Source organism: Alkalibaculum sporogenes, from assembly GCF_009362815.1.
In the GTDB taxonomy this organism is placed as follows: Bacteria; Bacillota; Clostridia; order Eubacteriales; family Alkalibacteraceae; genus Alkalibaculum_A; species Alkalibaculum_A sporogenes.
Genome location: NZ_WHNX01000001.1, coordinates 132,048 through 145,127 on the forward strand (window position 1 = coordinate 132,048; position 13,080 = coordinate 145,127).

Sequence of the window (13,080 nt, forward strand, 5' to 3'; positions counted from 1 at the left end):
ACCTTAATAATATCCACTATATCTTTGAAAGGGGAATTACTTTGATAGGTTTACTCGGATTGATTCAGATGTATAATACTTATGATCATAAAGACATTTATCACGAAGTGGCAAGCTGCCTTCTTAAAAACTATAATCATTTAGATACAATGACAGCTGGAAAAATAGCAGATCTATGTAATGTTTCTCCATCTACCTTAAACCGTTTTTTTAAGATGATGTCTTATCCTATGACTGTTTCTAAGTTGCCGTATATTGTCAGTCAGAGTAAGGAAAATTATATGTTTGATGGCAATTATCTTCCTTTGACGGAAAAGAGTATAGAGGAATCTTCTATTGATTTTTACTTAAATAGCTTACAAGAACGAATTTTATCTTTACACAAATCGATTAATAAAAATCAAATTACGAGTTTAGTGGAAGATATTATCTCATGTAAAAAGGTAGTGTTCTTAGGTTGTCCAATTCCACAAGGGATTTGGAGATTTCAAATGGACTTGACTTTGTTCGGTATTGAAACAAGTGCATTTATGGATCCCAATTATCAGTATGATGCACTTGAACATCTTGAAAAGGGGACAATCGTATTTTATACACAGTATTGCAGATTGGGAGACAATGAGTATAAGAAAAGTATCTTAGGATGCAAGGAGAGAATCAATAAGTTTGTATTGCTTTCAAATGCTGAAGTACATCCTTTATCTTCTTTTGCTGATTATATCTTTTCGTACTCTGGCAATGGAACAGAGCAAGATACAATCTTGATGAATATATATATTAATCTAATTGGAATGAGTTTTCGTGAAAAGATAGGCTCTTTGTCAAATCGTGTTAGTGAACAGAAAAGGAAAAATTTATAATGTATATACAGCTGCTTTGAAGATTTAATTGATTTTATAGCTGTTTTAATAATCAATTTTTTCTTTTTTTGTTCGTATTATCAGATTCTTTTATATCCATTTTAAGTAATAATATTCAGTTGTTAACACTAAGAATCAACTATCTAATCAATTAAATCTATTGCTTTAGCAGCTTTTTTAATCCATATTTGCTGTTGAGGCGGCAAAGCGATCAGAAAGTCGTTTAGGTAGTTACATAATAATACTTCGCTCTCTCGCAAATTGTACAACTCTATTTCTTGCAACATAGGGTGTTTCTTTATCAAAGCCACAATTTCGGTTGGAGTTAACTCATGCAAAACAGCGTTTACATCTTCTGCAGACAGATTTGCGTCAAGTAAAATGTCCTCCAAGTCCGCAAAGGAATAGATATTTTCTTTGATAATCTTTATTTTTGTTGATGTATCCTGACTTTGCATTATCTCGTCAATAATTTTTCTATAAAGCTCGTCATCCATCTTATCACCAAAGGAAAATGATAATACTGGGGTATTTTCGGGATATTTGGAAATGAGGAAAACCCTATCCATTGTATTCAAAACAATAGCATTTTCAATTACTGAGATGATTTTGGGTAAACCTTTTTTCATATAGCGTAGTGTGTAGGCTGGTAAAGAAAAGAGTTTTCTTAATTCATCTAAAGCTGATTGTAGTATTAGCTCAGTTTTTTCGTTTGAAGCTCCCTTAAATATTCGGGTGAGATAGTCGATATCAGCAAAACTCAATTTTAAGTTACTAACATCTGCATGGGCGATCACACAACCAAGCGCAGTTATAAAGATAGGTTCAAAAAGATTGATTAGTAAATTTTGATAATCCTCGTGATAGCCACAAAGCAAGTGATGAATACAGTCTGCAGTAAAATGATTGCAAAAGGAATTTTCGCAATAAATATTCTCCAAATATTGCTTAATAAACTCTATTCCTACTAATCCACAAACTTCATGATAGGTGGGATAATCTGCTGTAATATGAATTTCATGTGCAGAAAAATCCTGTCTGTATAGCTTGAAAAAACCATTTATACCGTCTGCGATCGTTGAACCATAGAAAATATTCGGCGTATCAATCAAATCGTTTATAATTCTACCTTGAAGTAGCTTTGTGATATTCAGCATTTTATCAATTTGCTTACGTCCGTACAGATACAGTGTTTCTAATTTCTCTTTTCGCAATGCGTCAATGGCGTCATCAGGACAATCACAAGTTTTTAAATACAAGCCTACTGTAAACATGATGGAGGTCAAGATATTCTGTGCGGCTTCGACCTGGATAGAACTACTATCTCCGTTATTATACTGTTCTGCTCGTCTTGCTAAAATAGCAAGACAATCAAATTGTATTTTTTCTAATTCATCCTCAGAAAGTAAACCTATAAGATACGCCTGTTCAAGTAGAGATTGAAAATAATGTTCTTCATTTAATTTTAGCCTATCAATTCTACTGAATTTTTCAATATTCTCCATCTTCGTCCTCCTCGTCTTGCATATAGTTGGGAGCATAGCCATAGCGCATATTATGAGCTAATCGGTCTAATTCGCGTCCTGAAAGTAACTCCAAAGAACCTTGGCATACTCCGTCGAACGCCGTTTTCATATAATTAATCAAATCGTCGTCGCTGATTAGGTCAAGGGTTTCATTTTTATAGTAATAAAAAGTTTCTATCAAATCGTGTAATATCTGCTCATAATTGTTTGCCCAAATATACGGAGAATCGCAAAACTTATATATCAATTTATCTATAACACCGCCGCCGAACTCAATTCGTCCGTTTTCTTTCAATGCAAATATACGTGTTTCTACTAATGCAATAGCTTGTTTTTCTGTAAGCTCAAGTCCAAAATGAGAGGTAAGGTCATTATATTTTAAGACTTCATTGACTGCCTGCTTTTGGATGTGCGCGTTATTATTAAATAACGCAATTTCAAATCTCAAATAGCATCACCCCCGCATATATAGAGAGAAGATGTAAATTGCTTGACTTACAATATAATTTTTTAATTCAGTTTCATCTTCGATTAAACCTCTGCCGGAAATATAGTTAGAAACTTCTCCAATAATATAACAATGAGTGTTGTGTAAAACACGGTCAACCATATCTGTTTGAGGAGTAATGCCCGTAATTTCTTCCCATATATCTATCACGTACTGATTTAATTCTAAACGCGTATTTTGTATCGCTATTTTATTGCTTTCGGGGCGAATATCTCCGATATATTCAAGCCATGCCAATCGAAACCAACCTTTGTTAACTATATATATCTGTAAGAACATATTAAAAAAATGACGCAATTTAATGTCTGCCGTTGTAGCTGCAGAGAGGTTTTCCCTCAAACTCTGCATAAAAACCTCCTGCAAAGCAGTATGCGTTTCCCATAGCAAGTCTGTGTAGGACGAAAAATAGTTATAGATATTTGTATGAGCACAACCGAGTGTGCGAGCAATCTCTCTAAGATTTAAGCTCCTTAAATCTTTCTTATCCCGCATTAAATCAAGTGCAGTTTCAATAATTTGTTCTCTTGTAATGCTTTTTTTCATTAAGACCTCCTAATTACGAAAATTAATTACCACTGGTAATACGATTATAGAGGATAGCATTATTTTTGTCAATAGGTTTACGAAAGGGTTTATAATCTTATGTGAATAATTTAAAGAGACACTAAAAAAACTAGGAGCAAAACGTTGATTCTATTTTCATTCTATACTAGATAATGGATTGGTTTTTGCAGATGATATTAGATTCAATAATACAAAGTTTTAAAGAGTGAATAATAAAAGAGCTATTCGTTACACAGGTTATATTTTGATATTATAACCTGTCAGATGAATAATAGTTGATTATTCACTTTTTTGATTATATAATTAATATATTAAAAACTTGGAGGTAAATTTATGTTTTTCTTTTTCTTAAACAACCCATATGTTGCAATTATAGGTGATATAAAAGATTCAAAAAAAATCGAGAATAGAAGTGAAATACAAAGAAAATTAAAATTAGTTTTACAAGAGATTAATGAAAAATATGATAATGATATTTCATCTAAATTTACTATAACATTAGGAGACGAATTTCAAGGATTACTGAGTAATGGGGCAAATACTTTGCCTATAATATTAGAAGTTGAGAGAAAAATGTATCCAATTAAAATAAGGTTTGGAGTTGGGATAGGAACTATCACAACAGAGGTCAATAAGGAAATGTCCCTAGGTGCAGATGGACCAGGATACTATAAAGCAAGAAATGCTATTGAATATTTAAAAGATAATGAAAGGAAAAATCAGTCAAGTGCAGCTGATATAAGATTTGAGGTTGAAAGTGAAAATCAAGAAACAACAATAATGATAAATACAGTTATGTCATTATTAACTGTAATCAAAGAGTTTTGGACTGACAGGCAAAGGGAAATTATTTGGGATATGTTAGAACATCAAGACAGTCAAATTGCAGTCGCTAAAAGATTAAAAATTAAACAACCGGCGGTACAAAAAAGTTTAGCAAAAGGAAAATACTATGCATATATAGATGCAATAGATACTATAGGAAAAGCACTTGAGGAGGTAAGCCGATTAGATGTTTAAAGAATATTTTGTATTACTTCTTTTAGGACATATTTTAGGCGATTTTTACATACAAACAAACAAAATGGCTCAAAAGAAAGAAAAGAGTTTGAAGTGGGTACTGATACATTGCTTATGTTATGGGAGTGTAATGTTGATGATTAGTATACCAATAATATCATTGAAAATTGCATTAGCTGTATTAGTGGCAGCAATATTACATTTGGTAATTGATGTGATTAAGTTTGTTTATATATTACTAAAAACCAAGAAAGATAAAATTACATTAACTATAGAAAGAAATATTTTTTTTGTAGATCAAGCTTTACACTTTGTATGTCTATTTGGAATTACATATTGGGGAATAAGAAGTGATGTGTCAATAAATGCATGGAAAATAATTAAAGATTTCTTAGAAGCTGCTGGAGTGTCAGAAGGGTTAACAATATCGTGGGTTCTTGCATTATTAGTAATACATAAGCCGGCAAATATAGTAATACAAAAGTTATTGATGATTTACAAGCCAGAGAGCAATGATGAAGAAAAAAAGAAAGATAACAATGCAGGAAGATTTATAGGTACAGTAGAAAGAGTAACAATGTTGATTTTTTTGTCAATTGGACAATATTCAGCAATTGGGTTGGTGTTAACAGCAAAGTCCATAGCTAGATATGACAAGATATCTAAGGAAAAGGATTTTGCAGAATACTATTTATTGGGGACATTAATAAGTACGATTATTGTGATTGTATCTTCATTTATCATCTGAAATAGCTGCGCTTTAAATTTGCAACGGTTATGAAACTGTGCACCATTTTATCCCGCATTAACATGAACTACTATTTATAATACCTTCGAAAGCAATTCCTCCTGATATTCCCATTTTTGAATTGATGGGACCAATGGTTACTCTTGAATTTGGTGTAATGCTAGCTGCTGTGGGGAGTTCTATTCTACCTGACCATGTAGGGGGATCTTCTGGGGTTGGAAACAGTTGACTTCTAAATTCACCCACTGTAGGTATATAAATCTTACCTACATAGATATCGTAATTACCTAAATATGAGGGTAGTGGAAGAGTTGCCAGAAAACTGATGCTTTGGCCTCCTCTAGGAGCAAAATTTATGTATACAATGGCACCAGTTCCAAAAGGTAAATCAACTTTTGGTGTTAACTCTATGATACAAGGATATGGTATAAGCCCTGGAACGCATAGAACATCACCAGGAAAGATAATGTTAGGATTATCTATATGGGGATTATTTACTGCAAGGGCTTCCATTCTCACCCGAAATAATTGTGATAGTTTATATAAATTATCACCAGATTTAACAGTGTACCTTCCTAGAAAGGCTGGAAAACATTCTTTTGGTATTCGACGTTGCACAGTTGGCATCTTGAAAACTCCTTTTCCTTTTTTTACTTAACATAAACGTATACTATATTATGTAAATACGATAATAATCGTTCTTATTGTTTTTAATTTTTGATTCCCATACACTATAATGAGACTACAACCAGTAATAGTTACAATAAATTATGATATACTTAAGTCAATAACTTTTTACTAAGGAAGTGAAGAATTTCTTGGTATAATGGTCCCTTGAGAGGCAGATAGAATGTCAATTATAATACTAAAGGGAGAATAGAAATTAAAAAAAATTCTAATTTAGGGGGATTTAACATGTTTGGAATTGTAAATTACGGAGTTTTTATCTTATCAGCAGTGGCATTAAATTTAACCCCTGGTACAGACACTATGTATATTATAGGAAGCAGTATGTCTAACGACAGAAAGTCAGGGGTATTATCAGCATTAGGAGTTTCTAGTGGTTGTATAGTCCATACAATTATGGCTGCTTTAGGATTGTCAATGATATTGTCTAAATCAGCTCTGGCATTTGATATTATTAAATACATAGGCGCTGGATATTTAATTTATCTTGGTATACTTTCATTTGTATTAAAGTCTCATTTGGTTATGAAAGAGGATAAAAATGAAAAACATAGCAATAAGAAAATATTCCTTCGTGGAGTACTAACAAATGTATTAAACCCTAAAGTAGCTCTTTTTTTCTTGGCATTTTTACCTCAATTTATTCATTCAAACAATACATATGGAACACTACCATTTTTACTACTTGGTTTTACTTTTATAATAACAGGAACAATATGGGGAATTGTATTAGCAACATTTTCATCATATTTCGGTCAAAAGTTAAGTGAGAAGCTAGGTGAGTCTAGCTTGTTAAGTAAAATATCAGGAGTAATTTATATAGGACTAGGGTTAAATTTATTAAGATCAAAATTAGCAAATTAGAATTTGTTAGAGATTAATACAGTAACACATCTGTGGAGTATTAAACCTAAATTAAACCTGATTACGAATCGGTAATTGTGATTTATCCTCTTCATCAATCTATTGCTCCCTCACTAATTGCAATGCCCATATCTGCAGCTGAAAATGCTGGCAAATCTTACGATAAGCAATAGATTAGCGTTAATATTGTCAGTTTTTGTCTTATTTTTACCTTTATAGTCGAGACCGTTGTACTTAATACAATTAAGAACAAACTTTTACCTTACGTTCAAGGGTAATAAACTTATGGGGAATAGTATTATTTTCATCTAAGATTCCTTCTTTTTCATCGATAATTGTCCAGTCTTTAGGATCAGGTTCGTTAAAATATACTGTTGCTTCAAATGATTTGTCAATCCTCGTCAAATAAATTTTATCCGTGTAAGGTAATAATAAATCAAAAATTTGAGAACCTCCTATTACTGTATATTCTTGAGGTCCAGGTGTTTTAGATAAAAGCTCATCTAATGAGTATACTACGGATACTCGATTATGATCTATATGATAACTTTTATCCCTTGTTAAAATAATATGATGTCTATTTGGAAGCACTTTTAAAAGACTTTCAAAAGTTTTTCTGCCCATTATCATTGTATGATCCCAGGTAACTTGTTTAAAATACTTTACATCGTTGGGTAAATGCCAGGGAAGGTGATTGTTAACACCCATTTCGTTATTTTTACCTACTGCTACGACAAAACTATACATCCATATTTCCTCCGATTATTTATTATCTTAAGCTTTAAGCGTATTTGATTACTTTATAAACTATAAGGATTTGCTTTCGTTTTTAACTTAAGGCTGTATTATAAATATACCCATTGATTATAAATGTAATCGAAGTTCAGTCCCTCTATGCAATATTATATAATCGTAAAGATAGATAGGGGGGTGTTCAGGTAACAAAGGCTTATAGCTTTGGACGAGTAGTCCTCATTAAGAAGCATACCCTAGCTAAAAATTCTTACTAGTATTATATTGTATTATAACCTTAAAATGTTTAATAAGATAAAATAACATAATAGTTAAAAAAATAACAAAACAAAGAAATGTATTGTTATAATAAGGTGAATACATATAAATTAATTCATACATGGCCATCACATTTGTCAAAGGTTGTTGTAAATTGTAATGCTAGCAAGTATAATTATGATAATATAATTTATCACTTTTGTATACTTGATAACGCTATATATGAATAAAAGTCCTAGGTAGGAGAATGAAAATAATGAATAACAACGATTATGAAGAAATGATCCATCTAGCGCCCTTTGGTTATGCTTATCATGAAGTAATACTAGATGATAAAGGTAATGCAATCGATTATATCTTTTTAGATATGAATAAAAGTTTTGAACTTATGACCGGGTTTGAAAGGGAGAAAATTTTGAATAAAAATGTTACCCATGTACTTCCTCAAATTCGCATCGGTCAATTTGATTGGGTAGATTTTTATGGCAAAGTTGCATTAAATGGTGAGAAACAAGAGTTTACCGAATATGCAGAACCCCTAAATAGATGGTATAAAGTAACAGCATTTTCTACTAAAAAAGGATATTTTACTACCTTTATACAAGATGTAACTATTGAGATGGATCAAATGATCGAATTAGAAAAACAAAAATCTAGTTTTGAAACAATTTCTAGGGAGCTTGAGATTATTTTTAACAGTACTCAGGATGCCATGGTTCTAATACAAGTAGATGACGGAAAGTTTACATTTATCAGAAATAATGAGGCTCACCAAAAAGCTACAGGTATTAGCATTGAAGAAATAAATGGTAAAAAGCCATCGCACTTCTTTGGACAAGAAATGGGAGAAATTATAGAAAAAAAATATCGTGAATGTGTAGAAAAAAGAGAGCCCGTGATTTATGAAAGAATTCTAGAATTACCCACCGGAAAAAAAACATGGCTAACATGTATCAATCCAGTAATTGAAAATAAAGATGTAGTATTTATTGTTGCTGCAAGCAAAGATATTACACTAGAGAAGACTATAGAAAAAGAAAAAGAAGACCTGTTACAAAGATCTAAAGCTGTATTTAATGAACATACAGCAGTTATACTAAATATTGAATCTGAAAGTGGACATGGAAGAATTATAGATGCTAATCCTGCAGCATTGTCTTTTTATGGTTATAGTAGGGAAGAAATCTTAAAATTACATATACAAGATATCAATATATTATCACAAAGCGAAATCGAAAAAATAAAATTGAGGGCATTGAGTAACAATCAAAAGTACTTCCTTTTTCCTCATCGTCTTAAGAATGGAGAAATTAGGTTTGTAGATGTTTATTCCAGTCCAATAAGAATAAATGGTAAGAAAGAACGATATTCTATCATATTTGATGTAACTGATCGTGAAGAATATAAAATGAAACTATTTCATGAAAAGGAATTGCTACGGACAACCTTACTGTCTATCGGTGACGGAGTCGTAACAACTGATAAAGTTGGTAGTATAACTTCTATGAATAAAGTTGCTGAAGAAATTACTGGATGGACACAGAAAGAAGCAAGGGGCAAGTCGTTCTCTGAAGTATTTAAGCTAATTAGTGAAACAACATTAAAAGAGGTTGAAAATCCTATAGAAATTGTATTGCGTTCAGGTAAAATTGTTGGTTTGGCAAACCACACAGCCCTTATCAATAAGTATGGAGACATGATTCCAGTGGCAGATAGTGCTGCTCCAATAAAAGATGAGAAAGGTAACATTTTTGGAGTAGTCATGGTGGTAAGAGATGTGTCAAAAGAAAAAGAACAAATGGATAGAATACTATATCTTAGCTATTATGATACATTAACTGGCTTATATAACCGTGGATTTATGGAAGAAGAACTATTACGTATAGATTCATCAAATGAAACTCCATGTGGGGTGATATTAGGTGATTTGAATGGATTGAAATTAGTTAATGATGTTTTTGGACATGCCAGTGGAGATGAATTATTAATTTGTGCAGCTAACATTATAACAGAATGTTGCAGAAAGGAAGATATCATCGCTAGGTGGGGCGGAGATGAATTTCTTATCCTTTTACCTAAAACCGATGCTCTTACTATTGAGAGAATTGTTCAGCGAATAATGGATAAGTGCCTTGAAGACAATAAAGATGGAACTCAAGTTAGTATTGCATTAGGGTATGCAGTAAAGAAAAATGATTATGAAAATATTAATAAGACTATTAAAGATGCAGAAGAACACATGTATCGCAGAAAGTTATTAGAAGGAAAAAGCTTTAGAAATTCAATTATAAATACAATGATAAGTACACTATTTTCTAAAAGTATGGAGACAGAAGCCCATGCTAGTCGATTAAAAGATCACTGTGTAGAAGTTGCAAATCGATTAGAACTATCTTCAAAAGATTTAGATGAATTAGTATTATTGGCAGTCTTACACGATATTGGGAAGGTAGCGATAGATGAAAGTATACTAATGAAATCAGGTTCATTAACGGAACAAGAATGGGTAGAGATGCGAAAACACCCTGAGATAGGATATCGGATAGCCCATAATATTCCTGAGTTAGTAAGTGTAGCTGATTATATTTTGCATCACCATGAAAGATGGGATGGGAAGGGTTATCCTCATGGTTTAAAGAGAGAAGAAATTCCTATACATTGTCGTATACTATCTGTGGTTGATGCATACGATGCCATGACAAATGACAGATATTATAGAAAGGCTATGAACAGTCAAGAAGCTCTAGAAGAATTAAGGCGTAATAGTGGAAAACAGTTTGATGAAAGAGTTGTGGATACTTTTTTACAATATATTGAAGGTAAAGATTTATAACAGTATTAGAAATGAAAATATGGACCATGGTATTTGTAATTGTTTCTATAAAAAACGTGATCTGTATAATCTATGCACTATGATAACAATAATAGAGAAAGAGTGAGGTTAAGTATGAAAGTAGAGATATTTCAAGATATTACTTTTTCAATTAATGAACAAAATCTAAAAGAGGCATTAAAATTAAGAGAACGACTAAAGCTTGATGATCTTGTAAGTGAACTTATAAGTAACGCCGAAAAAATTGCTAAACCAAAAGCAATTTATACTAAGCTTCAATCTTCAGTAGATCGAAAGAATGGACAAGTTTTTATTTTAGATAAGGTATTTCACAGTAAGGTTTTAGCTGAGAGTATCGAAGATACAACAAATGTTTTTCCGTATATAATAACATGTGGTATGGAAATTGAGGAATGGTCTCAAAGTATCGATGATATTATGGAACAATATATTGTCGATGGTATTAAGGCACAAATTTTATTTGAGAGTACTGAATATATATCTCAAAAGATTAAAGAAACAAATAATCTAGAGAGTCTAGTATATCATATTCCCGGGTTTTTAGATGACTGGCCAATTTACGAACAAAAAGAATTGTTCTCAATATTTGGCGACAAAACTCAAGAAATCCAAGTGTATCTTACAGAGAGCTCTTTAATGAGGCCTACAAAATCTGTTTCAGGTATATATTATTGAAGCAATATGGATAGCTGAATTCTATATACGTAATTATGATATAAACAATATAATTATCATACTAACTACAAAATGTGATACATTTTCATAGATCTATTTACTTATTGTAAGTATTATTATAAAGAAAAATAATGATTGGAAATACATAAGACATAATATGGATTAACTTAATTTAGAGATGGACTGATGTGCAAATTAGATTTTTCAAATCTTTTATAAAGCTATATTTGATTATCAACTCTATGCTTTCATGCTTAGAGTTTTTTGATAAAAGATTCCTCCGTTGTCCAATTAATATAATTTATTAGATAAGTGTTATTTGATTTACAAAAAACCTTGTTTATAATATTATGATACTTGGCGTTTTATTTTAGAGTGAGCAACATGGAGGATCATTATGAATAGTGTGTTTAATTTATTTAAGGTTAAAGATAAAAAGTTTTATAAGGCAATGCTAGTGATAGCATTACCAGTTATGATACAAAGTTTTACGACTTCTTTGTTGAATATGATTGACACTGTTATGGTTGGAAAGTTGGGTGAAACTGAAATTGCTGCAGTTGGTATAGCAAATCAATATTTTTTCTTTTACAATATGATGTTATTAGGAATATGTGGTGGATGCAGCGTATTTATATCCCAATATTGGGGCAAAAGAGATGCAGTAAATATTAAAAGAGTACTAGGGATAGGCATTATTTCTGTTGTATTACTATCTATGATTTTTTTATTAGCTGGATTGGTTAATCCCAAAGGTATTATATTCATTTTTAACAATGATCCTATGGTTATCATGGGAGGTGCTAGCTATTTAAAGATTGTAATCTTTAGTTACTTATTTACAGGAATTACATTTTTGTATAGCTTTTCACTTAGATCTATTGGTAAAGCGACGCAGCCACTGATTATTAATTTAATAGCACTGATTATTAATGTTATATTAAATTATATACTAATATTTGGTAAGATGGGTGCTCCTCAAATGGGAGTAGCAGGTGCTGCTCTTGCAACTCTGATTGCTAGAATCATTGAAACAATTATTCTATTATTATCTATTTATATTAAAAATGGAATATTAGCTGCATCTATCAGAGAACTTACGGATATAACTTCAGATTATATAAAAAAGGCCTATAGAACCATTTTGCCTGTAGTACTAAATGATATGTGTTGGGGGCTTGCAAGTCTCGTTTACATTGCAGTGTATGGTAGGATGGGTACACAGGCAGTAGCCGCAATACAAATTTGCAATACTGTAAACAATCTTTTTATGGTTGTAGCCTTTGGATTATCTAGCGCCGCATCAGTAATGATAGGTAATAGTATTGGTCAAGAAAACGAAAATCAAACGAAGGAATATGCGAAAAACTTTATTGGAGTTTCTCTTTTAGTAAGTATATTTTTAGGAGTTATTTTAGCAGTAGCTTCTCCCTACATACTTGGATTTTTCAATATATCCGATCATGTAAAAAACAGTGCGCAATCAATTTTATATATTATATCAGTAGTGTTTTTTATTCGGTTGCTTGGGATTATGCTTATTGTAGGTATTTTAAGAGGTGGAGGAGATGCGAAAGCTGCTCTGATCATAGAAGGATTTACCATGTGGTTTATAGGTGTTCCTCTTATAATGATAGGTGCTTTTGTTCTAAAACTTCCCATTTATATTGTATACTCTCTTGCAATGGTAGAAGAGTTGTTTAAATGCATTATAAGCCTTTTCCGTTTAAAATCAGGAAATTGGATCAATGATCTTACATAAG

Annotated in this window: 12 protein-coding genes; 7 read left to right on the forward strand and 5 right to left on the reverse strand. The window is 31.6% G+C overall.

The genetic code is table 11. The annotated features are described in order from the left end of the window. The first annotated feature begins 41 nt into the window (after nucleotides 1-41). On the forward strand, nucleotides 42-860 hold the full coding sequence (locus tag GC105_RS00645; RefSeq protein WP_152800652.1) for a MurR/RpiR family transcriptional regulator: 819 nt from the start codon (nucleotides 42-44) through the stop codon (nucleotides 858-860). 143 nt (nucleotides 861-1,003) lie between these two features. Here GC105_RS00645 and GC105_RS00650 read toward each other — a convergent pair whose 3' ends face one another. From GC105_RS00650 to GC105_RS00660, 3 genes are read right to left on the reverse strand one after another with little or no spacing between them, the layout of a single operon-like run. Continuing rightward, nucleotides 1,004-2,365 carry a DUF6179 domain-containing protein gene (locus GC105_RS00650; protein ID WP_152800654.1) on the reverse strand — a complete coding sequence of 454 codons (1,362 nt, stop codon included), beginning with the start codon at nucleotides 2,363-2,365 and terminating at the stop codon, nucleotides 1,004-1,006. Next, nucleotides 2,352-2,834: a DUF6323 family protein gene (locus tag GC105_RS00655; protein WP_152800656.1), complete on the reverse strand. Its 483-nt coding sequence runs from the start codon at nucleotides 2,832-2,834 to the stop codon at nucleotides 2,352-2,354. The genes GC105_RS00650 and GC105_RS00655 overlap by 14 nt, the downstream gene beginning before the upstream one ends. A gap of 6 nt (nucleotides 2,835-2,840) precedes the next feature. After that, entirely contained in the window at nucleotides 2,841-3,437 is a 597-nt protein-coding gene (locus GC105_RS00660) for a TetR/AcrR family transcriptional regulator (RefSeq protein ID WP_152800658.1), read from the reverse strand. Nucleotides 3,438-3,791: 354 nt separating this feature from the next. Here GC105_RS00660 and GC105_RS00665 point away from each other — a divergent pair, with 354 nt between their 5' ends. Further along, complete coding sequence (locus GC105_RS00665) at nucleotides 3,792-4,478, forward strand: SatD family protein (protein ID WP_152800660.1); 687 nt, start codon at nucleotides 3,792-3,794, stop codon at nucleotides 4,476-4,478. Next, the gene (locus GC105_RS00670; protein WP_152800662.1) at nucleotides 4,471-5,226 is read left to right on the forward strand and encodes a DUF3307 domain-containing protein; all 756 of its coding nucleotides are present in this window, start codon (nucleotides 4,471-4,473) and stop codon (nucleotides 5,224-5,226) included. Before GC105_RS00665 ends, GC105_RS00670 begins: the two co-directional genes overlap by 8 nt. Before the next feature lie 57 nt (nucleotides 5,227-5,283). On the opposite strand, the gene GC105_RS00675 is transcribed toward GC105_RS00670, so the two are convergent. Next, nucleotides 5,284-5,853 carry a LysM peptidoglycan-binding domain-containing protein gene (locus tag GC105_RS00675; protein WP_152800664.1) on the reverse strand — a complete coding sequence of 190 codons (570 nt, stop codon included), beginning with the start codon at nucleotides 5,851-5,853 and terminating at the stop codon, nucleotides 5,284-5,286. A gap of 288 nt (nucleotides 5,854-6,141) precedes the next feature. Between GC105_RS00675 and GC105_RS00680 the strand changes: the two genes are divergently transcribed. Next, nucleotides 6,142-6,777: a LysE family translocator gene (locus tag GC105_RS00680; protein WP_152800666.1), complete on the forward strand. Its 636-nt coding sequence runs from the start codon at nucleotides 6,142-6,144 to the stop codon at nucleotides 6,775-6,777. A gap of 243 nt (nucleotides 6,778-7,020) precedes the next feature. On the opposite strand, the gene GC105_RS00685 is transcribed toward GC105_RS00680, so the two are convergent. Continuing rightward, nucleotides 7,021-7,524 carry a dihydrofolate reductase gene (locus GC105_RS00685; RefSeq protein ID WP_152800668.1) on the reverse strand — a complete coding sequence of 168 codons (504 nt, stop codon included), beginning with the start codon at nucleotides 7,522-7,524 and terminating at the stop codon, nucleotides 7,021-7,023. A gap of 520 nt (nucleotides 7,525-8,044) precedes the next feature. Between GC105_RS00685 and GC105_RS00690 the strand changes: the two genes are divergently transcribed. The 3 genes from GC105_RS00690 (at nucleotide 8,045) to GC105_RS00700 (ending at nucleotide 13,079) form a co-directional block, all read left to right on the forward strand. Next, nucleotides 8,045-10,621 carry a PAS domain S-box protein gene (locus GC105_RS00690; RefSeq protein WP_246169634.1) on the forward strand — a complete coding sequence of 859 codons (2,577 nt, stop codon included), beginning with the start codon at nucleotides 8,045-8,047 and terminating at the stop codon, nucleotides 10,619-10,621. 114 nt (nucleotides 10,622-10,735) lie between these two features. Then, nucleotides 10,736-11,317 (forward strand): vitamin B12 dependent-methionine synthase activation domain-containing protein, encoded by a 582-nt coding sequence (locus GC105_RS00695; RefSeq protein WP_152800672.1) that lies wholly within the window; start codon nucleotides 10,736-10,738, stop codon nucleotides 11,315-11,317. A gap of 397 nt (nucleotides 11,318-11,714) precedes the next feature. Continuing rightward, on the forward strand, nucleotides 11,715-13,079 hold the full coding sequence (locus GC105_RS00700) for an MATE family efflux transporter (protein ID WP_152800674.1): 1,365 nt from the start codon (nucleotides 11,715-11,717) through the stop codon (nucleotides 13,077-13,079). Nucleotide 13,080: the final 1 nt, after the last annotated feature.